General features: G+C 60.7%; 21 protein-coding genes and 1 riboswitch. Of the genes, 10 read left to right on the top strand and 11 right to left on the bottom strand.

Annotation, left to right across the window (positions count from 1 at the left end; all coding sequences use genetic code 11):
- Positions 1-124: 124 nt before the first annotated feature.
- The gene (locus AC5YUO_RS14545; protein WP_496153787.1) at positions 125-313 is read left to right on the top strand and encodes a hypothetical protein; all 189 of its coding nucleotides are present in this window, start codon (positions 125-127) and stop codon (positions 311-313) included.
- Positions 314-451: 138 nt separating this feature from the next.
- Here AC5YUO_RS14545 and AC5YUO_RS14540 read toward each other — a convergent pair whose 3' ends face one another.
- Both AC5YUO_RS14540 and AC5YUO_RS14535 read right to left on the bottom strand, forming a co-directional pair.
- On the bottom strand, positions 452-700 hold the full coding sequence (locus AC5YUO_RS14540) for a hypothetical protein (RefSeq protein ID WP_400817643.1): 249 nt from the start codon (positions 698-700) through the stop codon (positions 452-454).
- Positions 701-854: 154 nt separating this feature from the next.
- Positions 855-1,013 (bottom strand): hypothetical protein, encoded by a 159-nt coding sequence (locus AC5YUO_RS14535; protein ID WP_496153786.1) that lies wholly within the window; start codon positions 1,011-1,013, stop codon positions 855-857.
- Between the two features lie 272 nt (positions 1,014-1,285).
- Here AC5YUO_RS14535 and AC5YUO_RS14530 point away from each other — a divergent pair, with 272 nt between their 5' ends.
- Positions 1,286-1,720, top strand: coding sequence for a PACE efflux transporter (locus AC5YUO_RS14530; RefSeq protein WP_309585752.1), 435 nt, complete (start codon positions 1,286-1,288; stop codon positions 1,718-1,720).
- 30 nt (positions 1,721-1,750) lie between these two features.
- On the opposite strand, the gene AC5YUO_RS14525 is transcribed toward AC5YUO_RS14530, so the two are convergent.
- From AC5YUO_RS14525 to AC5YUO_RS14505, 5 genes are all read right to left on the bottom strand, one after another.
- Entirely contained in the window at positions 1,751-2,719 is a 969-nt protein-coding gene (locus tag AC5YUO_RS14525; RefSeq protein WP_496154873.1) for an alpha/beta hydrolase family protein, read from the bottom strand.
- A 106-nt stretch (positions 2,720-2,825) separates the two neighbouring features.
- Positions 2,826-3,431: an ABC-type transport auxiliary lipoprotein family protein gene (locus AC5YUO_RS14520; protein WP_496153785.1), complete on the bottom strand. Its 606-nt coding sequence runs from the start codon at positions 3,429-3,431 to the stop codon at positions 2,826-2,828.
- Positions 3,432-3,446: 15 nt separating this feature from the next.
- On the bottom strand, positions 3,447-4,817 hold the full coding sequence (locus AC5YUO_RS14515) for an MlaD family protein (protein WP_400817651.1): 1,371 nt from the start codon (positions 4,815-4,817) through the stop codon (positions 3,447-3,449).
- A gap of 8 nt (positions 4,818-4,825) precedes the next feature.
- Positions 4,826-5,665: an ABC transporter ATP-binding protein gene (locus AC5YUO_RS14510; RefSeq protein ID WP_496153784.1), complete on the bottom strand. Its 840-nt coding sequence runs from the start codon at positions 5,663-5,665 to the stop codon at positions 4,826-4,828.
- 10 nt (positions 5,666-5,675) lie between these two features.
- Complete coding sequence (locus tag AC5YUO_RS14505; RefSeq protein WP_400817654.1) at positions 5,676-6,836, bottom strand: ABC transporter permease; 1,161 nt, start codon at positions 6,834-6,836, stop codon at positions 5,676-5,678.
- 143 nt (positions 6,837-6,979) lie between these two features.
- Here AC5YUO_RS14505 and dgcA point away from each other — a divergent pair, with 143 nt between their 5' ends.
- Positions 6,980-7,963 carry an N-acetyl-D-Glu racemase DgcA gene (gene dgcA, locus AC5YUO_RS14500; protein ID WP_496153783.1) on the top strand — a complete coding sequence of 328 codons (984 nt, stop codon included), beginning with the start codon at positions 6,980-6,982 and terminating at the stop codon, positions 7,961-7,963.
- A gap of 255 nt (positions 7,964-8,218) precedes the next feature.
- Here dgcA and AC5YUO_RS14495 read toward each other — a convergent pair whose 3' ends face one another.
- Positions 8,219-9,058 (bottom strand): UDP-2,3-diacylglucosamine diphosphatase, encoded by an 840-nt coding sequence (locus AC5YUO_RS14495; protein WP_400817658.1) that lies wholly within the window; start codon positions 9,056-9,058, stop codon positions 8,219-8,221.
- Positions 9,059-9,285: 227 nt separating this feature from the next.
- Here AC5YUO_RS14495 and AC5YUO_RS14490 point away from each other — a divergent pair, with 227 nt between their 5' ends.
- From AC5YUO_RS14490 to AC5YUO_RS14475, 4 genes are all read left to right on the top strand, one after another.
- Entirely contained in the window at positions 9,286-11,601 is a 2,316-nt protein-coding gene (locus AC5YUO_RS14490; RefSeq protein WP_496153782.1) for an NADP-dependent malic enzyme, read from the top strand.
- A gap of 135 nt (positions 11,602-11,736) precedes the next feature.
- Entirely contained in the window at positions 11,737-12,849 is a 1,113-nt protein-coding gene (locus tag AC5YUO_RS14485; RefSeq protein WP_496153781.1) for a DUF2865 domain-containing protein, read from the top strand.
- A 377-nt stretch (positions 12,850-13,226) separates the two neighbouring features.
- The gene (locus AC5YUO_RS14480) at positions 13,227-13,886 is read left to right on the top strand and encodes a hypothetical protein (protein ID WP_496153780.1); all 660 of its coding nucleotides are present in this window, start codon (positions 13,227-13,229) and stop codon (positions 13,884-13,886) included.
- 102 nt (positions 13,887-13,988) lie between these two features.
- Positions 13,989-14,942, top strand: a complete 954-nt coding sequence (locus tag AC5YUO_RS14475; protein WP_496153779.1) for a chymotrypsin family serine protease — start codon at positions 13,989-13,991, stop codon at positions 14,940-14,942.
- Positions 14,943-15,023: 81 nt separating this feature from the next.
- Here the strand turns inward: AC5YUO_RS14475 and bluB are convergent, their stop codons facing one another.
- On the bottom strand, positions 15,024-15,737 hold the full coding sequence (gene bluB, locus AC5YUO_RS14470; RefSeq protein WP_496153778.1) for a 5,6-dimethylbenzimidazole synthase: 714 nt from the start codon (positions 15,735-15,737) through the stop codon (positions 15,024-15,026).
- Positions 15,738-15,814: 77 nt separating this feature from the next.
- Positions 15,815-15,996, bottom strand: a riboswitch (cobalamin riboswitch).
- 200 nt (positions 15,997-16,196) lie between these two features.
- The gene (locus tag AC5YUO_RS14465; RefSeq protein ID WP_496153777.1) at positions 16,197-17,027 is read right to left on the bottom strand and encodes a TolB family protein; all 831 of its coding nucleotides are present in this window, start codon (positions 17,025-17,027) and stop codon (positions 16,197-16,199) included.
- Positions 17,028-17,219: 192 nt separating this feature from the next.
- Between AC5YUO_RS14465 and AC5YUO_RS14460 the strand changes: the two genes are divergently transcribed.
- A complete protein-coding gene (locus AC5YUO_RS14460) occupies positions 17,220-17,597 on the top strand; it encodes a glyoxalase superfamily protein (protein WP_400817672.1) in 378 nt (125 codons plus the stop codon).
- A 277-nt stretch (positions 17,598-17,874) separates the two neighbouring features.
- Here AC5YUO_RS14460 and AC5YUO_RS14455 read toward each other — a convergent pair whose 3' ends face one another.
- Entirely contained in the window at positions 17,875-19,554 is a 1,680-nt protein-coding gene (locus AC5YUO_RS14455) for an NAD+ synthase (RefSeq protein WP_496153776.1), read from the bottom strand.
- Between the two features lie 221 nt (positions 19,555-19,775).
- Here AC5YUO_RS14455 and AC5YUO_RS14450 point away from each other — a divergent pair, with 221 nt between their 5' ends.
- Positions 19,776-21,716: an LTA synthase family protein gene (locus tag AC5YUO_RS14450; RefSeq protein WP_496153775.1), complete on the top strand. Its 1,941-nt coding sequence runs from the start codon at positions 19,776-19,778 to the stop codon at positions 21,714-21,716.
- Positions 21,717-21,832: 116 nt separating this feature from the next.
- The gene (locus AC5YUO_RS14445; protein ID WP_400817678.1) at positions 21,833-22,366 is read left to right on the top strand and encodes a DUF1003 domain-containing protein; all 534 of its coding nucleotides are present in this window, start codon (positions 21,833-21,835) and stop codon (positions 22,364-22,366) included.
- Positions 22,367-22,512: the final 146 nt, after the last annotated feature.

The following is a 22,512-nucleotide window of genomic DNA, read 5'->3' as shown; positions in this document are numbered from 1 at the left end:
GCCCGTCGCGCCCGGGCCTGCTCATCCGCGCCAAGCCCCCTGATCGCGTGCCAGCGACCCTGCCATAGTCTTGACACAAGCGACCAATAATGAGAACATAAAGTGAACATTATGGAGCTCAGCGATGAACCCAGCAGACGCAGCCATAGAAAATGCACTCTCGGTCGTTGCCCGCTCGCGCGACATGCGCGAACGCGCGCTCGAACGGCGCCGCGAACTGCAACGGCGAACGGAAGTCATCATCACCCGACCGCTTTACGTGCTCAAAAAGAACGAAGGGCCGAAACAGCTGTCGCTGAAACTCGACAGCTAGTCGCCGATGCAAACCTATGCGAAACCGGCAAGGGCAGCCGTGAAAGCAGGGGCACCGTCTTTGCCCCCTCACGGCAAAATCCCGTGCGGATCACCTCACGCACGGGATTTTCAGAATGAAGAGGTTGTTGTTCTTGGTCTATTGCATGCGTTGCATTGCGGCTTCCGGTTCACCCGTCGTCGCAACCGCTGCCGGAAGGCGGTCGGTTTTTTTCAGGATGACGACCGGCTTTTCCACCGGCTCTGTCGGCGGAACGATGCTTGCGGTTTTGAATTCACGGTCTACGGCAGGAACGGAAGCGTTGATCTGTTGATGACCTGCGCATTCTGCAAGCGCTGCACTGGCGGAAAAACCAAAGACAGCGGCGATAATGAGAACTGATTTCATGTCATTCTCCCTTCGCTCTTGTGGCAATCTCCAGTCTAGGTGGAGACGGGCCGGATTGAAAATCACACTTTAGAGACATCTAAAGCTCATCATCATTTCGGCAGTCGTCGTCATTGGTGTGCGGGGGGCAGGCAACAGGCAAATGCCGTCGCCCTTATTTCTTGCGCACATCCAGCGGATTTCGGCAAAGCGGTCTGCGAAATATCATCGCCACGTAACTTCCCTTAAGAGAAATGAGGCTTGGCGTGTAAGTCGAAACCTTTGCCGAATTGGCGGCCTTTATCGTTCTCCCCTCAGAGGATTTCTGCTGCATGGCACGCCTCCTTCCATAAGCCATAACGAAAATGCGGCCGGTCTTGTTCCGAATCGCGCCTCTCTTCCCCCGGAAATGCCCGAGGCGCTGCCGTGTATTCTTCTTCCCGCCGGGGAGAAGAAACAAGTGGTGCCCTCCCCGTGACATCGGCTGCCCTTAACGCTCGCGCTTGAAAATTCCGCCCAAAACCTCTATATGACCCAGCGCGAGGACGACCTCGGCCATATCGGCGACAGCATGCGGGACGGCCCGGTCACATACCGGAGAATGAAATGCGCTCCCTGCAAGATCGTATTCGCCACGCGCTCAGCTTCGAAATCATCGGCCTTCTGCTCGTCGTGCCGCTCGGTGCGCTGGTCTTCGGCATGCCGTTGGAAGATATCGGCATTGTCGGTCTGGTCAGCGCCACCCTCGCCACCATCTGGAACTACGTCTATAATCTCGGCTTCGACCATGCGATGCAGCGCCTGAAGGGTACGACGCTGAAGACGCCCGCCATCCGCGTCGCACACGCCCTGCTGTTCGAACTTGGCCTGCTGATCGTGCTGATGCCCTTCATCGCCTGGTATCTCGGCATCAGCCTTGCCCATGCGCTGGTGATGGATGTTTCGTTTGCGCTGTTTTACGTGGTCTATGCTTTCGTCTTCAACTGGAGCTACGACCGGATTTTCCCGCTGCCGGAATGGCAATCGCAGGATGCCGTCTGATCGACGGCCACCGCTAGAGACAGCAAAACTTCAGCGTAGCGATTCCTTGAAAAAGCTCACGACATCGGCGTTGAAACCACGATGAAACTCTGCCCGGTCAAAACCGGGCGCATCGCTGCAAACCTGCGGCAAAGCTTTTGCCATTTCTGCCGGGCAAGGCGCGATGAACGAAAAATGCCCTGCCCCCTTCACCATCCGGTAGTCCGGCTTTCCCGGCAGTTCATCGCGCAATCTCGCAACATCCTCCGGCACAATGCCATCACCGCCCTGTTCCGAACTCCACAGCTGGACAGGAATACCGATATCTTTCAGATTTTCAGCACCGGGAAAGGCATTGAGCGGGTCTGCAACAACCGCAGCCCTTACCCGCTTATCGTGAGCCCGGTCTTTCGCAACAGCGCTTTTGTCCCGCATCTGCGCGCATATCGGCGCCTGCTCGTCCGGGCATGGCAATCTGCTGTTTAAAAAATCCGGTACGCCGCCGGCAAGCACCAGCGCCGTATAACCGCCGCGCGAAAATCCGAAGACACCGATCCGCCCGGCATCGATGACGCCGGCCTCTTTCCAGCCCGCCAGCATATGATCAAGCAGGCGCATAATATCCGCCGGCCGGTCGGTCAGCGCGGAAAGCTCGCCTGCCCGCTTCATATCAATCGCATTATCGCCGGGATGATTAAGCGCCGCGACGATGAAACCGGCATCCGCCAGCGCCGCCGCCGTATCGCGGTGGCTGAAATATGTGCCGGCGAAACCATGGGAAATGACGATAAGCGGATATTGTCCGTCAATGATCGGGCAATCGCGCACCACAGGCAATACGAAGGGACCGAAGCGGGTTTCCACCGGCTCTGCCGCACAGGGCGACCAGACCGCCGCTCTGATGGGAGCTTTGCCATCGGTGGATGGAACCTCGATCAACCGCAGGCCGGCGGCCGTGGCAGCGCCCGTCCCGGAAAGAACGGTAATCAGAAGAAGGCAACACACCACCAGGAATCGCATCAGAAACTCTCGCGGATCGGAAACATTGAGCGCAAGGCCGGTCATCAACCAGCCCTGCACGAAACATAAGGCAATTTCTTATAGCGCTGATGACCGCCGCAAAGACTTAAAGCGATTTCAGCGTCCAGGCCACGATCTCGCGCGTGGCGGCGGCGAAGGCCTGATCCAGCGCCTTCACGAAATTGGCGTTGCCGGAACCGCTGACGCGGGCGCTGGCTCGGAACACCTCCTGCGCCTTCACCGTGCCGTTGCGGTCGTTCAGCAGCTTCACCGATATCTCGATATTGGCGATATTCTTCGCCGTATCGATCTCGAAGGCGCGAATATCGGTCACGACCTGATAATCGATCGCCAGCCCCTGCCCCGGCCGGCCGACGCCGCCGAGCTTGCCGGTATCCTCGAAGGCTTCCACGAGCTTGGATTGCACCATGCGCGGCAGGCGGTCGCTCCATTGCGAATTGCCGAGATATTGCACTTCCGAGCCGGAAAGGCGCACCACGATGTTTTCGCTGTCCAGCGCCTTTAACGCGGTCGGATCGGCGATCAGCAATTGCCGGCTTTTCAGCGAAGGGCCCTGCGCCACGGCTGCCGAAGAGACGGAGAGATCGAAGGTGTCGTTCTTCGGCGCCCCCGCACAGCCTGCCATCAAGGCGGCAAACAGCGGAGCCAGAAGGAGGGCGCGGCGCCTTTGGCCGTTCATCGATAGTCTCATTGGCCCATACCCCTCTTAGCGCCTTGTTCTGCCATCATATTGTTTCACGGTTTCGCCGCCGAAAATCAACCGCTGCGGATCCCGGTCGATATTGGTGATGGCATTGTTGAGATTGTCGACAGTCACCCGCGTGCTGCCGATCAGCGCCTGGAAATCTTTCAGGCCCGAGCTGGAGAAACGGGTCAGATTGTCGGCGATCGGGCCGATCCGGGCATTGAGATTGTCCGCGACGGCCTTGAACGAGGTCAGTGTTTCACGCGCCTTGGCAAACAGCGAATTCGCGTCATCGGTGCCGAGCATGCCGTCCACCTTGGCGAGAATGCCGTCGACGCGGCTGGAGGCGAGGTTCAGCTTGCGGCCCATTTCGGTAAAGTCGGAAACCGCCTGGTCGATATCGGCGCGCCGCGCGCCGACGTCATCGGCGATCCGTTTGAAGTTCGCCACCGCATCGCGCGCATCGGCGGTCGCAGAGGAAACGTCATCAACCACGGTGCCCACCTTGGCGGGATCGACGGAGGCGAGAAGATCATCCGCACGCTTTACGACCGTCTGCACCTCGGTGCTCGCCGCCTCGAAATTGCGCGCCGTGCTCTGCACCGTTTCCATGATGCCCTGAATATCGCTCGAAGCCGACGCGACATCCTTCGTCACCTTGTCGACATTCGACAGGATGGAATCGATCTTGCCGGCATCCACGGCCTTCACCAGATCCTCGATGGCGGTCAGCGTGCCGTCGAGACGCACCGAGACCGATTGCACCGTGGTGGAAAGCGAGCTGAGGCTGGCAATGAAATTCTTGATGCCGTCGGAATTGGCCGCCAGCGCATCGGAGAATTTTTCGGCATTGCGCACCGTCTGCGTCAGCGGGCCACGCGCATCCTGCACGAAACCCTGCAATTCACCGATCGCGCCATCGGCGCGCTTCAGGATCTTGTCGGCAGTCGCAAGCAGGTTGGTGACGCTGGAAAGATCGGCCGTCAGCTCGGCGGGAACGCCGCTTTCGACGGCTTTCTGCAGAATGCGCTCGCCATCCTTGTTGCCGCCGGAAAGCTCGATATAGGCAGCGCCCGTCAGGCCCTGAATTTCAAGTACGGCGCGCGTGGACGGAAAAACCGGGGCATCGGCCTGCACTTCGGTAAAGGCGATGGAATAGGCCGGATCATCGCGGTCGATGGCAAGGCCGCGCACCGTGCCAACGGGAATACCGTTGAAGCGCACCGGAGAACCGACGGAAAGACCGTTGGCGGAGCCTGGAATACGCACGACAAGCTGCGCCGTCGGGCCGCCACGGCCGAATTCCGCCATCCAGTAAACGAAGCCGAATGCGGCGGCGATCACGATCAGCGTGAAAATTCCGACTATGGTGTAGTTCGCCTTGGTTTCCATGCTTCTTGTTACTCCACCGGATTTTCATGTTTGCCGTCCGGAAGAACGACAGAGCGCGCCCGTTTGCCGCGGAAATAGGACTGCACCCACGGATCGTCACAGGCGAACATGTCCTGCAATGTCCCTTCCACCAGCACCTTCTTCTGGCCGAGCACCGCAATGCGGTCACAGACGGAGAACAGGCTGTCGAGGTCGTGCGTCACCATATAGACGGTCAGGCCGAGCGAATCACGCAAGCGTGCGATGAGCATATCAAATTCCGCCGCCCCGATGGGATCGAGGCCGGAAGTCGGCTCATCGAGGAAAACGAGGTCGGGATCGAGCGACAGCGCCCGGGCGAGCGCGGCACGCTTGATCATGCCGCCGGAAAGCTCGGAAGGATATTTGTCGCCCGCATCCGGCTTCAGGCCCACCATCTCGATCTTGAGATAAGCGAGCTCGTCCATCAGCTTCTTCGGCAGATCAAGATATTCGCGCATCGGCAGCTGGATGTTTTCCTTCACCGTCAGGCCGGAAAACAGCGCGCCCTGCTGGAACAGCACGCCAAGCCGCTGGTCGAGCATCATGCGGTCGTCTTCGCTCGCGTTGTCGTAATCGGTGCCGAGAATGCGGATCGCGCCCGCCTGCCGCGGCAGAAGCCGCAAGATCGCCCGCATCAACACGGATTTGCCAGCACCGGAGGGGCCGATAAAGCCCAGAATTTCACCGCGATAGACATCGAGGTCGAGATTTTCGAGCACGTTCCGGCCGTTGAAACCGACGGTCACGCCCTCGACGGAAAGCACCACCTCTTTGCCGTCTTTTCCGGTTCTGGTCTGCTGCTGCGGTGTCTGATCCTGTTTCTCCAACGCGGCCCCCTTAAAAATCGATGGCTGCGTAGAAGATGGCGAAAAGGCCATCCACCAGAATGACGACGAAGATCGACTTCACCACCGAGGAGGTGACATGCTGGCCAAGCGATTCCGCCGAACCGCCCACCTTCATGCCCTCAACCGCCGCGACGATGCCGATGATGAGCGCCATGAACGGTGCCTTGATCATGCCGGCGGCAATGGTCGATTCCTCCACCGCGCCGTGCAGGCGCGACAGGAACACCTCAAACGTGATGCCGGAATAAAGCAGCGCCACGATGGCCGCGCCGAACAGTGCTGCGAAATTGGCGAGAATGGTCAAAAGCGGCAGCGCGATGGTGAGCGCCACCAGCCGCGGAAACACCAGCACGCCCACCGGGTTGAGGCCGATGACCTTCAGCGCGTCGATTTCCTCGCGCATCTTCATCGAGCCGATTTCCGCCGTGATCGCACTGCCGGAACGGCCGGCGATCATGATCGCGGTCAGAAGCACGCCGATTTCGCGCAATTGCAGAATGCCGACCAGATCGACAACGAAGACTTCCGCACCGAAATATCTGAGCTGGAACGCGCCCTGCTGGGCGATGATCGCACCGATCAGGAACGACATCAGCATGATGATCGGCACGGCGCGCACGCCCATATGGTCGATCTGGTTGACGATCGCCGCCGGCGAGACGCCGCGCCCGCGCCCAAGCTTCATCTGCGCGCCGCGCACGGCGGAGCCGAGAATATACATGCCCGCCAGAAAATCCGCGCCGTTCTGGATGACGGCCTGACCGATCGGCGCGAAAATACGCTCCACCAGTCCCGGCCTGGCGACGGGTTCGGCCTCCATCTCCGCCTTGTCAGGCAATTGGCCGATGACGTCTTCGATCCGGTCGTTGCCGGTCAGCGTAACGGTTGCGCCATTCGCCTCGAGGTCCCTGCGCAGGCGCTGGATGATCCACGCGCCCGTCGTGTCGATCGCCTCCACCGAGGAAAGATCGATGTCCACGGGACCTGTGGGTTTGCTTTTTTCAATCCTGTCGAGGCTCTCGAAAATGCCGGAGAGATTGCTATTGCGCCAGGAGCCGCTCATGACATAACGCGAGCCGCCGCCGGAGACGGAACCGTCTTCGGTGATTGCGGCCGGGTTCGCCTGTTGCCGTGTGTCCTGTTCTTGCATAATGCTCCGAGCGAGTGCAGCCGTCACGAGATTCTTAAAGGTTTCATAACGTTTTGGCCTTCGGCAGGCCACAGTGACGGCTGACAATTCGTGATAAATTTGGCGTCATGTGTGTTTTGCCGCCCAATCGGAAGTGAAAAAACATGCCCCGTTACCTGCAAGCCACAACAGAACGTTTCCCCGTTGCCGGCAGCTTCACCATTTCACGCGGCACCCGCACGCATGCGGATGTCGTAACGTGCACCATCCGCGATGGTTCCTTCGCCGGCCGAGGTGAATGTGTGCCCTATCCACGTTATGGCGAAAGCATCGAAGGCGTCATCGCCGACATCGAAGCGATGGCCGAGCGGATCGCCGCCGGCCTGACACGGCAGGAATTGCAGCAGGCGATGAAACCGGGCGCCGCCCGAAATGCGGTGGATTGCGCGCTCTGGGACCTCGAGGCGAAGATCAGCGGCAGGAGCGTCGCAGAACAGGTTCTCGGACAGGCGGCAAAGCCGCTCGTCACCGCCTATACGATCTCGCTTGCCGACCCCGACACCATGGCCGCAAAGACTGCGGAAAATGCCGGCCGTCCGCTTCTGAAAATCAAGACCGGCACCACTGACGACGAAGCGCGCCTGCGGGCCGTGCGCGCCGCAGCGCCCGAGGCGCGCATCATCATCGACGCCAATGAGGGCTGGAATGATGATAATATCGAATATTATCTGCGGCTTGCGGCGGAATTGAAGATATCGCTGATCGAGCAGCCGCTTCCCGCCGGCAAGGATGCCATCCTTTCCCGCATCGACCATCCGGTGCTGATCTGCGCCGATGAAAGCGTGCATTCGACAAAGGACCTCGCCGGCCTTCGCGATCGTTACGATGCGATCAACATCAAGCTCGACAAGACCGGCGGTCTGACCGAGGCGCTCATCATGAAGGCGGAAGCGGAGCGGCTCGGCTTCACCATCATGGTCGGCTGCATGCTCGGCACCTCGCTCGGCATGGCGCCCGCCGTGCTGGCGGCGCAGGGAACCGCCTTCGCCGATCTCGACGGGCCGCTGCTGTTGGCGCAGGATCGTGCGCTGGGGCTGGTTTATGAGGGTTCGTTGGTTTATCCGGCGCGGCCGGAATTGTGGGGGTAAGCCCCGGAAATTAAAACCAGATGAGGCGCAACGCCGCCACTGGTTTCTTCTCCCCGCCGGGGAGAAGGTGGCCCGAAGGGTCGGATGAGGGGGCACCGTTGCCGGATTTCGGAGAGCTTGCCCCCTCATCCCGCTGCCGCGACCTTCTCCCCGGCGGGGAGAAGAAACAAGCGGCATCCACTCGTCCCACACGAGCGCGCATTGATCGCAAGGAAACACCGAAGGCCAGTTATCCCTTTAGCCCGCAGGCCCCAATCAGGCCGCGTGCTTGCCAATCAACCCCGGAATATCCACTGGCTCCATCCCGTCCGATGCCTGCTCGGCGGTGACGTCGCTGGTCTGCATCCAGGTGATCAACTCGAAGCTGCCATCGGCATTTTCGGCGATCGCCGTGCAGCTTTCCACCCAGTCGCCGGTGTTGATGTAGCGAATGCCGTCCATGTCTTCCATGACAGCATGGTGAATGTGACCACAGATCACGCCATCGACATTGTTGCGGCGCGCCTCTTCGGCGACCACGCGCTGGAATTCGCCGATGAAATTGACGGCGTGTTTGACCTGCAGCTTGGCCCAGGCCGAAAACGACCAGTAAGGCAGGCCGATGCGGCGGCGCACGGCGGCGATGGCGATGTTGATGGCTATCGCCGCATCATAGGCCCAGTCGCCGAGATAAGCGAGCAGGCGGGCGTTGCGCACCACCACGTCGAACTCGTCGCCATGGATGATGAGGTATTTCTTGCCGTCGGCCGCCTCGTGGATCATGCGTTCGGCCACTTCGATGCCGCCGAAATGCATGCCGGGGAACTCCCGCAGGAATTCATCGTGATTGCCGGGAATATAGACGATGCGCGTGCCCTTGCGGGCCTTGCGCAAGAGCTTCTGCACCACGTCGTTGCAGCCCTGCGGCCAGTACCAGCTGCGGCGCAGGCGCCAGCCGTCGACGATGTCGCCGACGAGAATGATCGTCTCGGCCTCGTGATATTTCAGGAAGTCGAGCAGATAGTCCGTCTTGGCCGCCTTGGAGCCGAGATGAACATCCGAAATGAAAAGCGTTCTGAACTGTCTGGTTTCGATTTGACCGGCCACGGATTTCATCCCCCTGTTCGGTTGCGTCCCTGCGGCTTTCTTACCTCTCAGAACCAGACTCGTGTTTCAGCAACATGACAGACGCCGGTTTTTATAGGGAATATGACGAAAGCCTTCACGAAAACGCGAATAAGCCGTGGCCGCATTTGCATAAGGTGCGGTCAAATAACGGCTGTACCACGGGAAAGTTTGTTGTATTCAGGGGGCCGGAATTGAACCAGACATGACGGTGGAAAATGACCTCTCACGATAAGAACAACACGCCCGCCAACACGGCAAAGGCCGACATCGAGGAACAGGCGCTCTTTTTCCACCGCTATCCGCGCCCCGGCAAGCTGGAAATCCAGGCCACCAAGCCGCTTGGCAACCAGCGCGATCTGGCGCTCGCCTATTCGCCGGGTGTCGCCGCCCCCTGTCTCGCCATTCATGAAAATCCGGAAATGGCAGCGGATTATACAGCGCGCGCCAATCTCGTCGCTGTCATCTCCAACGGCACCGCCGTGCTCGGCCTCGGCAATATCGGCCCGCTCGCGTCCAAACCGGTCATGGAAGGCAAGGCCGTCCTCTTCAAGAAATTCGCCGGTATCGACGTTTTCGACATCGAAATCGATGCGCCGGGCATCAACGACATGGTGTCGACCATCGCGGCGCTGGAGCCCACCTTCGGCGGCATCAACCTTGAGGACATCAAGGCGCCGGAATGTTTCGAGGTGGAACGCCAGCTGCGCGAAAAGATGAATATCCCCGTCTTCCACGATGACCAGCACGGCACCGCGATCATCGTCGCCGCCGCCGTCACCAACGCGCTGGAACTGGCCGGCAAGTCGCTCGCGAGCGTCAAGATCGTCGCCTCGGGTGCGGGTGCGGCAGCACTTGCCTGCCTCAACCTGCTTGTCGCCATGGGCGCGAAGAAAGAAAACATCTGGGTCCACGACATCGAAGGCCTCGTTTATGACGGCCGCAACACGCTGATGGACGAGTGGAAGGAAGTCTACGCCCAGAAGACCGACAAGCGCGTGCTGGCGGACTCGATCGACGGCGCCGATGTCTTCCTCGGCCTTTCGGCCGCCGGCGTGCTGAAGCCGGAACTTCTGGAGCGCATGGCGGAAAATCCGCTGATCCTCGCGCTCGCCAACCCCAATCCGGAAATCATGCCGGAAGCTGCCCGTGCCGCCCGCCCGGATGCGATGATCTGCACCGGCCGTTCGGATTTCCCGAACCAGGTCAACAACGTACTCTGCTTCCCCTACATCTTCCGCGGCGCGCTGGATTGCGGCGCAACCACGATCAACGAGGAAATGAAGATGGCCGCCGTGCAGGCCATCGCCGAGCTTGCGCGTGAGGAAGTCTCCGAAGTGGCCGCGAGAGCCTATAGCGGCGAAACGCCGATCTTCGGCCCGAACTACCTCATTCCCTCGCCGTTCGATCCGCGCCTCATCCTGCGCATTGCGCCAGCCGTTGCCCGCGCTGCGGCGGCAAGCGGCGTCGCCACCCGCCCGATCACCGATTTCGAGGCCTATCTCGACCAGCTGAACCGTTTCGTCTGGCGCTCCGGCTTCATCATGAAGCCTGTCTTCAACGCCGCCAAGGCCGCCGAAAAGAAGCGCATCATCTTTGCCGAAGGCGAAGACGAACGCGTGCTGCGCGCTGCCCAGGTGCTGCTGGAAGAAGGCACCGGCATCCCGATCCTGATCGGCCGCCCGCAGATCATCGAAACGCGCCTGAAGCGCTTCGGCCTGCGCATCCGTCCGAATACCGATTTCGCCGTGGTCAATCCGGAAGACGATCCGCGCTACCGCGATTATGTCGATGATTATTTCGCCCTTGTCGGCCGCGCCGGCATCAACCCGGAGGCGGCGCGTACCATCGTGCGCACCAACACGACCGTCATCGGTGCGCTGTCGGTGAAGCGTGGCGAAGCGGATGCGCTGATCTGCGGCCTCGAAGGCCGTTATGACCGCCACCTGCGCGACGTGAACCAGATCATCGGCAAGCAGGAAGGCGTGCGTTCCTTTGCCGGCCTCAGCCTGCTCATCACCCAGCAGGGCGCGCTGTTCCTCACCGATACTTTCGTCAATTACGACCCGACCTCCGAAGAAGTGGCGGAAATGGCCATTCTCGCGGCCAAGGAAATCCGCCGCTTCGGCATCACGCCGAAGGTGGCGCTCGCCAGCCACTCCAATTTCGGCTCGCGCGATTCCGAAAGCGCCCGCAAGATGCGCCGCGCGCTGAAAATCGTGCAGGAAGCCGCACCGGAACTGGAAGTGGACGGCGAAATGCAGGGCGGCTCGGCGCTTTCGGAAGCGCTGCGCAAGCGCGCCATGCCGAACAGCGTGCTGACCGGCGAAGCGAACCTTCTGGTTTTCCCGAACCTCGATGCCGCCAACATCACGCTCGGTGTCACCCGCACGCTGACGGAGGGCCTGCATGTCGGCCCGATCCTGCTCGGCACGGCCCTGCCCGCCCACATCCTGTCGCCCAGCGTCACCTCGCGCGGCGTCGTCAACATGGCGGCCTTCGCCGTCGTTCAGGCTTCGCATCCTTCGATGTGATGAAGGCCTATTAACGCAATTTTGAACATGCTGTTGCCGCATTGCGGCAACAGCTTATGTTATCTTCCTGAAACACGGATTTCGTGAAGTATAACGCCCCTGCCACTGGCCGGGGACATCGAACGGATCGAACAATTGACCCGCCGCAGCCGCATCATCGGCCTCCTGCTTCCCCTTGTTTTCCTCGCCCCGGCCGCCGCTTTCGCGGATCAGGTCTGCGATACGCTTTATGCGCAGTTGCGCGCGCCGCCCCGCGTCATCGGCAATACGGCCGAGGTGCGGCGTTATGCCAATGCGCTCGCCCGCCAGAACATCGTCATCCGCAAGATCCGGAACGACCTGCGCGGTTATGGCTGCTCCTCCGGCAGCGTCATCGTTTATGGCAATCCCAATGCCGGCCTCTGCGCCGAGATCGGCGATGCGCTGGCGGATGCCGAAGCCGAACGCGGCGCGATCATCCGCGACCGGGACGATGCCATGGCGGCGGCGCGCAGTGATGACGGCGACATCAGGCGCCAGCGCATTCTCGCCGCACTCGACGCCAATGGCTGCAGCCCCGCAGAGGACATGAACCCCCAAGCGTCGCCGGCGCCCGATGTCACGCGTTATCCCGATGCCTTCCGGCAGGGTGGCGGTGAGCCGGGACAGGCGGGCCTGTCGCCCTACCCAAACGCCGCCGAAGGCGGACTTCGCACACTCTGCGTGCGCACCTGCGACGGCTCGTTTTTCCCGATTGCCTCCAACGCTTCGCCGCTCGATTTCCGCGCCCAGGCGGAGCAATGCCAGAAAATGTGTCCGGGGACAGAGACGGAGCTTTATTTCCACTCCATGGCGGATCAGGAAACCGCCGACATGGTGTCTGCGCAAACCGGCAAACCCTACAAGGACCTGCCGACCGCCTTCGCTTATCGTAATTCGTCTGCCAAAGCGCCCGGCTGCGCCTGCAACATGGCCGCCTATCACCAGGATATGCAGAAGCAGGAAGAGGCGGCCCGGCCGGAATCCGAAAAACCCTATTCCGGCATCACCACCATTCCATCACCCCAAGGTGACAGGAGTGGTGACAAGGCTGAGAAGCCCGCCGAACAGCAACAGGCCGCAAAACCGCCGGAACAGCCCGTGCCCGAACGCGACTATGATCCGAACGACAGCCGCGTCCGCGTCATCGGCCCGAAATTCCTGCCGGACCAGACGGGCCGGATCGACCTGAAGAACCCGGCATTGAAGGGCATACAGCCGCAGCAATAAAGACGGCGCTGCCAGCCCTCGCATGTTCCACGACGCCAGACGCCATGCGTCAGTTCCGTACAGGCCGCGCCCGTCCCGCGGCCTGCTTTGATCCATCCTTCGGCCATGGATAAACACATTCTTCACCCCATTTCCCGGCAAATATTCATATAGAAGTTGCATTCACGAACGCGATTGACTTCGCTGTAAGAGTGCATATTATAAAAATATCCACTTTAAGTGGATCAGCGCAACATGCAAAATATATATATGCCGTGCGGCTTTAGCCGCTCGCGCCTTTCATGCATCTCCAGACGACCATGTCGCCCACCTCGACCCCGAGTGGACGGTCAGAGTTTCATTGACCTATGAAGCCCACAACCATCAGGAGTATAGCCATGACATCCATTCAGATCACCGCAACCGGCGTCAAACTGCTCGATCCTTTTGTCCCGGTCATCGCAACTTTGCCGACAGGCGAAGCGAAGGAATCTTATTCCATCTCGGTCTCCGGCATGGGACAGCTGACCGGCATTTCCTATACCGTGCCGGCGCATACCACGGGAAAAATCAAGGCCCAGCTGCAAATCTCGGCGCTTTCCAGCCAGGATGTGAGGGACCTCAACACGCTTGCGCTCGGAATGCTGGATGCTTCCTACCGCGAGGAGATCAACGAATACGAAAAGACCACGGCCAGCGCCAATCTCTCGGTCTGGACCTGGTTCTTCGGCGGCGGCGGCGCTTCCGCCTCTTATGAAAAGACCAAACAGGAAATGCGCTCCAAGGGCCTGACGGATCAGCAGATCACCATGCTGATGGACGCCTTCCTGGAACGCGCGACCAATATGTCGACTGTCGAGATCGAGTTCTATGTGAACAATCAGAGCAACGACTACGCCGTCTCCGGCGACGTCTATCTCTACACGGTTTCCGGCACCATCAGCACTGAAAAAGGCACCTCCCAATACCGCATGCTCGCCGATCAGGCGGCGGCTGGCGGTCCTCCGCCGGCCGGCGGCGGCGCTCCGTCCAGCGGCAAGATCATTCCCTTGAACTGACGGCTCTCAGGCACGGGCGGCGCAGCCCTTCACCCCACCGGGCGCGCCGCCCCTGTAAAGCCGGACATCCATCCTTCACCCCTTTTTCCATGAGGCAAGCGAATGACTTTCGAGGAACTCACCGCGCTCAAGGAGCGGCATTACCATCAGCTGACAGGCATACCCGGCGTCACGGCGATCGGCGTCGGGTTGCTTGAGGACGCCGCCGGCGAACTGACACAGGAGCTTGGCCTGATCCTTTACCACCGCGCGCCGGAGCCATCGCTGAAGGCGGGTCTGATGACGACGCTGGGCGGCGCGCCGCTGCAGGTACGGGAAGGATCCTTCGACCGCCCGAGCGAGGCGGTGCTGACACCGCCCGCGCCCGGCACGGAATGGAAGGATCACCCCAGACGCCTTTCCGACAACCCGCGCGAAAAAGTCGTGGAGCCGATGGTCGGCGGCATCAGCGGCAGCCCGGATTACTGGTCCTGGACGGATACCGTCGGCACCATCGGGCTAGTCGTCCGGGCCGCCAACGGCGCACCGCTGATCATGAGCAATGCCCATGTCATCTGCCGGGACAATGCCCAGATCGGCGATGACGTGTCGCAACCGGCGCGCACCTGGTTTGGCGATCTTGCCGCCAATATCGTCGCTTTCCAGAGGGGCAACATCGTCTATCAGGGAACGCCCTATGGCGTCGATGCGGCTGTCGCCAGCCCGGCGAATGGCCGGCTCGCCACCATCGGCGCAATCTACAACCTCCCTTCGCCGGTGGGGGCGGCCGTTGCGGCGCTCAACATGAATGTCACGAAATCGGGCGTGACGACCAATATCACCAATGGCGTCGTTTCCGGCTTTTACGACGTACAGCAGCCGAATATGCGCAACCAGATCGGCATATCGCCGCGCCGCGCCGGCGAAGTCTTCAGTCAGCCGGGCGATAGCGGCAGCGCCGTCATCGACACCGCCGGCAATAATGTCGTCGGATTGTTCTGGGGTGCAAGCGGCGCGATCAGCCTCGCCAGCCCCATTCACCCCATCCTCAATCTTTTTAACTGCACTGTCGTTTGAAGAGACGATGGCCACCTTTCCCGGCCCACCTTTCCCGGCCCACCCCTCCCGGTTTCGTCCGGGAGGGGTGGAGCCGCCCGGTCAACCGCCCCAGCGATTGCGGAACACCAGTTCCTCCAGCGGCACGCGCTGCCGCCAGCCTTTCACCGCCAGTTCCGGTTCAGTGTAAAGTTCGTTGACCCGGCCAAGGCACAGCCAGGCGACGATTTCAATATGGTCGGGGATACCAAGAATAATACGAATGTCGCTGTCGTGGAAAATGCTGACCCAGCCGACGCCGACGCCTTCGGCGCGGGCCGCGAGCCAGAGGTTCTGGATGGCGCAGACGGTGGAATAGACATCCGTGCGCGGATTGTGGGTACGGCCCAGCACCACCTTGCCGCCCCGTGTCGGATCGCAGGTGACGCAGATGCTGAGCGGCGCCTTGCGGATGCCCTCAAGCTTGAGACTGCGATAAAGCGCCTGCTGCTCGCCGGCAAACATCGCCGCCGCCTCTTCATTGGCGCGGCTGAAGGCCACCCATGCCGCCTGGCGCACGGCGCCATCGGTAACGAGGGTGAAATTCCACGGCTGCATGAAACCGACCGAGGGCGCCGAATGCGCCGCCTTCAGCAGGCGCTCGACAAGCGCGTCCGGCAGCGGATCTGGCAGGAACTGGTCGCGCACATCGCGCCGCGTCTCGATGGCGCGATAGATCGCCTCGCGCTCCTCGCCTGAAAACGGGCGGGCGGGTGAAAGCGCATGATCGAACGAACTGGCACCGGGCGGATTGCTTACGGACGAGTCGGCTGGCATCGTTTATCCCCAACAATGCGAAGGCAGGGCGCAAACACACACCCCGCCTCGACAACAACCTGCCGCCGTCCGCGCGGTTCGGTCTATCCTGTCAGGCCGGTCTTCTGACTTGGCTTCATCCGCCCTTTTCGCCTTCCCGAATTGCTCCAGTGGCTTCTAAAAAGAACGTCCGCCTCACAGCGCTGGGCACGTTCCGGTCTTCCACCGGATTCCCGATTCTCCCGCCGCAAAGGCAGGCACCTGACAAGGAAGCTATGGGCAAAAAAGTTTGCGAATGCAAGCTTCTTTGCGGGCGATGCGGCGATGTGACCATGGCACCCCTCACCTCCGTCATTCCGGCCTTGAGCCGGAATCCAGCCAGCCCAAGTCCTTGGACTGAGAGGAGTCTTTTCGCCGCGCAGACGCGCGTCGACTGGATTCCGGCTCAAGGCCGGAATGACGGGTCCTCCCTTTACCGCATCACTCCACGGGGAAATACCTGACATAAGCGAATTCATCCCCATCTGGTGACCAGTTGGGCGAGTTCATCGTGCCCTGCCCGCCGAAAAGCTCGAACAGCGTTTCGGCATTGCCGCCATCCATATCCATCAGCCGCACCCGCACGTCGAGGTCACGCGGATGGTCGAAGACATCGCCGTCATAGGAGACGAACACCACCTTGTCACCTACGGGTGACGGATGCGGAAACCAGTCGCCATAGGGGCTGTCGGTGATGCGTTCGACGGCGGAACCGTCGACCCGCACCCGCCAGATCTGCATCTGCCCGGTGCGGCTGGAATTAAAATAGATCCACGCACCATCCGGCGAATAATCCGGACCGTCATTACGGCCTTCGCCATGGGTCAGCCGCGTCTCGGTGGCGGTCTTGACATCCATGGAATAGATATCGAAGACCTGATCGCGAATGCCGCAATAGGCAAAGCTCTTCCCATCCGGCGACCAGCCATGCCAGTAGGAAGGAAGGTTCCTCGTCATCAGCCGCGGCGCGCCTCCCATAGAGGACAGGAGATAGATGGCGCTCTTGCCGAATTCCACCTTGTCGGAGATGGCATAGAGCGAACCGTCAGGCGAAATGCCGTGGTCGTTGTTGCAGAGCGTGGCAAAGCCGGTATCGACCTTTTCCGGCGCGGCCCCGCCGGAAAGAGACAGGCGATAAAGCAGCCCCTCACTGTTCAACAACAGGTATTTTCCATCCGGCGACCAGTTCGGCGCTTCGAAGAGATCAGGCGTCTGTAACACCACCCGCATCTGCCGGGTGCGGATGTTGAAGATTTCGATGGAGCTGCGCATTCTGCCTCCCGGGCGTGTCTGTGTTCTCGCTCAAGGCGCTCGGCAATAGAGACATTCCGTTTGCATCCGCCATCGCCTCGATTATGATCCTAGGGCGGCAGGCACCGTCCTGCAAATTCAAACCGGAAAAAACGCCAGCGCCCCGGCACCGTCCGCGCCGCCTGCCGTTTCTCCCAGATCCGAGGTTCCGCGATGAATACCATCGCCGATCACGGCATCCGCTTCGGGCGGATCGCCGCCATGCTTCCTGTCAGGAATATCGAAAAGGCCCATGATTTTTACGTTGGCGTGCTGGGCTTCGAAAAGACCTTCGAAAACGGCACCCCCGTCGGTTTCATGATCCTCAAACAGGGCAATGCCGAGCTGCACCTGACATTGCAGCCCACCCACAAGGCAGCGCCCTTCAATGTGGCGCATATGATGGTCAGCGATGTCGATGCGCTGCACGCGCTGTGCAAGAGCCAGGGGCTGCGCATCATCAAGGGGCTGCAGGACAAGGATTACGGCCTGCGCGCCTTTGTGTTCGAAGACCCGGATGGTAACCGCATCGACGTGGGGCAGGTTATTTAAGGTGAGGAAGCGGCGCGGGGTTTTCTCCGCGCCATTCACATATCCGCGCTGTGGACCGGGCGCATGCCACTTGTTTCTTCTCCCCGCCGGGGAGAAGTCCGCGGCAGCGGGATGAGGGGGTGAGGGTCGAGATAGATCGAGAGCTAGCCCCCTCATCCGACCCTTCGGGCCACCTTCTCCCCGGCGGGGAGAAGAAATTTGCCGCACCTTCGTACAGCAATCGCCCTGTTTATGAAGAAGATCCGGCGTTAAACACGCCTTCCGGAAACCGCCCTCATCACCGATCCCGGAACCGGTTGGTGATCGGATAACGCCGGTCACGCCCAAAGTTCTTCTTGGTGATCTTCACGCCCGGCGCCGATTGCCGGCGCTTGTATTCGGCGAGATAGAGCAGATGCTCCACCCGGTGCACGGTCGCCACATCATGGCCGCGCGCCAGAATTTCCTCGACCGACATTTCCTTCTCGACCAGGCATTCCAGAATATCGTCCAGCACCGGATAGGGCGGCAGCGAATCCTGGTCGGTCTGGTTGGGTCGCAATTCGGCCGACGGGGCCTTGGAAATGATATTGGCCGGGATCACCTCACCGGAAGGACCGAGCGCACCCGGCGGCACATGGGCGTTGCGCCAGCTGGAAATGGCATAGACCTGCATCTTGTAGAGGTCCTTGATGGGGTTGAAACCGCCATTCATGTCGCCATAGAGCGTGGCGTAACCCACTGACATCTCGGACTTGTTGCCCGTCGTCACCACCATCGAGCCGAACTTGTTCGAGACGGCCATCAAAATGGTGCCGCGCGTGCGGCTCTGCAGGTTTTCCTCGGTAATGCCCTCTTCCGTACCCTCGAAGAGATCGGAAAGCGCCGAAAGGAAACCCTCCACTGGCTCCGAAATCGGCACGATATCGTAACGGCAACCCAGCGCTTTCGCGCAATCGGCGGCGTCTTTCAGCGATTCTTCCGAGGTGTAGCGGTAGGGCAGCATGATGCAGCGCACCCGCTCCTCGCCGAGCGCATCGACAGCCAGTGCCGCGCAGATCGCCGAATCGATACCGCCGGAAAGGCCGAGAACCACACTCTTGAAGCCGTTCTTGTTGACGTAATCGCGGAAGCCCAGCATGCAGGCGCGATAATCCGCCTCCTCGCCTTCGGGGATTTTCGAGAATGGCCCGCTTTCGCAATGCCAGCCATCGGCAGTGCGTTTCCAGTCGGTGACGGCAAGTGTGGCCTCGAACTGGCTCATCTGGAAGGCAAGCGTTTTATCGGCATTGAAGCCGAAGCTTGCACCGTCGAACACCAGCTCGTCCTGCCCGCCCAGCTGGTTGGCGAAGACGAGCGGCAGGCCGCTTTCGATCACCTGCCTGAGCGCCACCTGATGGCGCACATCCAGCTTGCCGCGATAATAGGGCGAACCGTTCGGCACCAGCAGGATTTCCGCACCGCTTTCGGCCAGCGTCTCGCACACGCCCATGTCGTTCCAGATTTCCTCGCAGATCGGAATGCCGATCCGGACACCGCGGAAATTATAGGGGCCGGAAATCGAACCTTCGGCGAAAACCCGCTTCTCGTCGAACTCGCCGTAATTGGGCAGGTCAATCTTGTCGCGCAGCGCAATGATCTTGCCGCCATCCAGCAGCGCCACCGAATTGTGCCGGCCCGTCTCCCCCTGTCGCGGAAAACCGATCACGACACCCGGCCCGCCATCGGCGGTCTCCGCCGCCAGCTCTTCCACCGCCTTCAGGCAGGCTTTCAGAAAAGCCGGCTTCAGCACCAGATCTTCAGGCGGATAGCCTGAAATGAACAGTTCGGTCAGAAGCAGAAGGTCGGCGCCCTGCGTTGCCGCATCGGCCCTCGCCTCACGCGCCCTGGCGAGATTGCCCGCCACGTCGCCAACGGTGGGATTGAACTGCCCGACGGCAATCCGGAGATGGTTTTCTATATCGTGTCTGTCGCTCATGGCTTTTCAATACCGCGCCCGTGCCCGCTCCGCAACGCGGCAATTGCATGGCGGCATCCGTTACGCATGGCAGGCACGCGTTCACGCTAAGGTTATCGCCGCGCCAGCCATCCTCCGCAAAGTTCATGTCGCGTTCATCGCGCTTATGTGACAGTTACATGACACTTTTGCGACGCCCGATTCATCTCCCCGGATTGGGTGGACGCCTGCAATACCGGAGTATGAGTTTGAGAGATTCGGCGCCAAAAACAACGGCTTCCGAAAAGGCTGGTTTCGTCTTTTCGCCCGCATGGACAAGGAGCCTTTCGAAGCTTTCGGGCACGGCCTATCCGCTTGCCAATCTGACGGTCGCGTCGATCGTGCTCGTCGTGGCGCTGGAATGGATCGCCCGTGGTTCGCTCCAGGATGTCGGTGCTTTCCTCACCTCCTCCGCCCGCCCGGGCATGACCACCATTGCCGCCGTGCTCACCCTTCTCGTCGCACTGGATGCACTTCTTGGCCGGCGTTATCTGTCCCTCATCGCAGTTGCGCCGCTCTGCGCGCTGACCGGGCTTATTTCCGCGCAGAAACAGACCTATCTCTCCGATCCGCTTTACCCATCCGACCTGCTGTTCGGCCGCCAGATTCTCGAGCTTTTGCCCACGATGCTGAAGGCGCAACCGCTGACGGCAGTACTGGTCGGTCTTGGCATCTGCGCCGCCATTGCGGCTCTCGTGGCGCTCTGGCTGCTGGCGCGCCGGCATTCCCCGTCATTGAGCTGGCGTGAACGCACCGCGGGGCTCGCACTGGCGCTGCCGCTTCTTGCCGGCCTCGCCTCGCTGATGGATTATTCGCATTATTCCTGGGTCCGCGATCGCCTCAACATCATTCCGATGATGTGGGATCAGCAGGAAAACTACCGCCATAACGGCTTCCTGATGGCCTTCGCCTTCAATATTCCCATGGCCAATGTCTCGGCGCCGCAGGGTTACGGCGAAAACAGCATTGCCGATCTCACCTCGCAACCCGCTTCTTTCGCCGCCAACAAGGGCGATTACCCCGATGTCATCATGCTGATGAGCGAATCGCTGTGGGATCCGGCCCGGCTCAAAAATGTGAACCTTTCTGCCGACCCGATGCCGACGATCCGCGCCAAACAGTCCGGCAATGTGTTTTCGCCCGAGTTCGGCGGCATGACGGCGAATGTCGAATTCGAGGCGCTGACCGGCTTTTCCAACGCCTTCCTGCCCTATGGCAGCATTCCCTACCAGCAATATATCCGCCGCCCGGTGCCCTCGCTCGCCAGCTTCTTCCGCGGCGAAGGCTATTCCGCCATCGCCATGCATCCGTTCCAGGAATGGTTCTGGAACCGCAAGCAGGTCTACAGAAATTTCGGCTTCGAGGAATTCCGCTCGGAAGAGACGCTGCCGGCGATGGAGAAACGCGGCAACTTCGCCTCCGACGATGCGCTGATGGACGAGATCATGGCGACGGCCGAGAAGGCGCAGAACCCGCTTTTCCTCTTCGCCGTCACCCTGCAGGGACATGGGCCTTACGAGGCGACCCGTTACGCGGAAAACACCATCGGCGTCGAAGGCGATCTCTCCGCCTCGGCCTCGCAGGCGCTCGCCACCTATTCCCAAGGGGTGGCGGAAGCTGACGAAGCGCTGCTGAAACTGATGCGCTGGGCGAAGAAGCGCGATCGTGAAACCATCATCGTCCTCTTCGGCGATCACCTGCCGCCGCTCGGCCAGACCTTCGTGGAAAGCGGCTACATGCCAGGCATGGTGGCCAGCCGCCGCGCACCGCTTGACGTGATGAAGAAGGAACACGAGACGCCGCTGGTCGTCTGGTCTTCCAAAAAGGGCGTGCGCAAGAATATCGGCACCATCAGCCCGGCGCTTCTGCCCTATCACGTGCTGAAGACGGCGGGCTTCTCCGATCCCTTCTACACCGGCACGCTCGGCGAGGTGCAGCAGGCCTTTTCCGTCATCGACCGGCATATGCTGGTGACGACCGATGGCAAGGCCCTGCCCGACTGGTCGATTGCCCCGAACGCCGTTCCCGACGTGGTGCGCGATTACCGCCTGCTGCAATTCGACATGATGTTCGGCCAGCAATATGGCCGCGAGCGCTTCTTCCCCGGTTTCAACTGGCTGCACGAGGGCGCGCCGGCGGTCTGATGGTTTTCGGCGGCGACGCCTGAACCGCATGGTGGTGGAAATCGTTTGAATTCCGCCACCAAGCGGGTTTATCTCGGGAAATATCCGCATCGCCCCACCAGAACCGGAGACACACCGTGTCAGATATCTCCGACTATATCGTTTCGCATTTCAAACGTTCCTCCCGCGAAATCGGCGAAGTGGAGCGGCGCATTCTCGAACTGTCACATCAGAAAAAGCTGATTTCGACGGACACCAACGCGGAATTTTCCGCTGGCGCCAGTCTCGGCGACAGGCTGGCCGACAATATCGCCAGGGTCGGCGGCTCCTGGGGTTTTATCCTCGCATTCTGTTTTTTCCTGATCTTCTGGGCCGTGATCAATACCATCATCCTGACCACCGGCGCCTTTGATCCCTACCCCTTCATCTTCCTCAACCTGCTGCTTTCCATGCTGGCCGCCATTCAGGCGCCGATCATCATGATGTCGCAGAACCGGCAGGCCGCCCGCGACCGTTTCGAGGCCGCCAAGGATTACGAGGTGAACCTGAAGGCCGAGCTTGAGGTTCTTTCCCTGCATGAAAAGATCGATGTGAAAGTGCTGGCCGAACTGGCCGCCCTGCGCCAGGATCTTGCCGCGCTGCACCGCCATGTCACCCGCAAGGAAGACTGACGCCGAAAAAGTTCATCCCCGCTTTTCCCCGCCCGGTTCGCCGCTGTTATCCTGTGATCAGTCCTGCCGGGTGGATGCCAGACGTGGCGGAAACCGAGGGACGGTTCTGATGGGGACGGTGGCGCGTTCGTGACGACAGAACCATT

It is taken from the genome of Agrobacterium sp. LEGMi-208b (genome assembly GCF_059511785.1).
This window is presented reverse-complemented; position numbering and strand designations above follow the sequence as displayed.

Excerpts from the sequence above, each read along its gene's own strand:
- AC5YUO_RS14545 (WP_496153787.1), top strand. The coding sequence starts at position 125 with ATGAACCCAGCAGACGCAGCCATAGAAAATGCACTCTCGGTCGTTGCC.
- AC5YUO_RS14540 (WP_400817643.1), bottom strand. The coding sequence starts at position 700 with ATGAAATCAGTTCTCATTATCGCCGCTGTCTTTGGTTTTTCCGCCAGT.
- AC5YUO_RS14535 (WP_496153786.1), bottom strand. The coding sequence starts at position 1,013 with ATGCAGCAGAAATCCTCTGAGGGGAGAACGATAAAGGCCGCCAATTCG.
- AC5YUO_RS14530 (WP_309585752.1), top strand. The coding sequence starts at position 1,286 with ATGCGCTCCCTGCAAGATCGTATTCGCCACGCGCTCAGCTTCGAAATC.
- AC5YUO_RS14525 (WP_496154873.1), bottom strand. The coding sequence starts at position 2,719 with ATGCGATTCCTGGTGGTGTGTTGCCTTCTTCTGATTACCGTTCTTTCC.
- AC5YUO_RS14520 (WP_496153785.1), bottom strand. The coding sequence starts at position 3,431 with ATGAGACTATCGATGAACGGCCAAAGGCGCCGCGCCCTCCTTCTGGCT.
- AC5YUO_RS14515 (WP_400817651.1), bottom strand. The coding sequence starts at position 4,817 with ATGGAAACCAAGGCGAACTACACCATAGTCGGAATTTTCACGCTGATC.
- AC5YUO_RS14505 (WP_400817654.1), bottom strand. The coding sequence starts at position 6,836 with ATGCAAGAACAGGACACACGGCAACAGGCGAACCCGGCCGCAATCACC.
- dgcA (WP_496153783.1), top strand. The coding sequence starts at position 6,980 with ATGCCCCGTTACCTGCAAGCCACAACAGAACGTTTCCCCGTTGCCGGC.
- AC5YUO_RS14495 (WP_400817658.1), bottom strand. The coding sequence starts at position 9,058 with ATGAAATCCGTGGCCGGTCAAATCGAAACCAGACAGTTCAGAACGCTT.
- AC5YUO_RS14490 (WP_496153782.1), top strand. The coding sequence starts at position 9,286 with ATGACCTCTCACGATAAGAACAACACGCCCGCCAACACGGCAAAGGCC.
- AC5YUO_RS14480 (WP_496153780.1), top strand. The coding sequence starts at position 13,227 with ATGACATCCATTCAGATCACCGCAACCGGCGTCAAACTGCTCGATCCT.
- AC5YUO_RS14475 (WP_496153779.1), top strand. The coding sequence starts at position 13,989 with ATGACTTTCGAGGAACTCACCGCGCTCAAGGAGCGGCATTACCATCAG.
- bluB (WP_496153778.1), bottom strand. The coding sequence starts at position 15,737 with ATGCCAGCCGACTCGTCCGTAAGCAATCCGCCCGGTGCCAGTTCGTTC.
- AC5YUO_RS14465 (WP_496153777.1), bottom strand. The coding sequence starts at position 17,027 with ATGCGCAGCTCCATCGAAATCTTCAACATCCGCACCCGGCAGATGCGG.
- AC5YUO_RS14460 (WP_400817672.1), top strand. The coding sequence starts at position 17,220 with ATGAATACCATCGCCGATCACGGCATCCGCTTCGGGCGGATCGCCGCC.
- AC5YUO_RS14455 (WP_496153776.1), bottom strand. The coding sequence starts at position 19,554 with ATGAGCGACAGACACGATATAGAAAACCATCTCCGGATTGCCGTCGGG.
- AC5YUO_RS14450 (WP_496153775.1), top strand. The coding sequence starts at position 19,776 with ATGAGTTTGAGAGATTCGGCGCCAAAAACAACGGCTTCCGAAAAGGCT.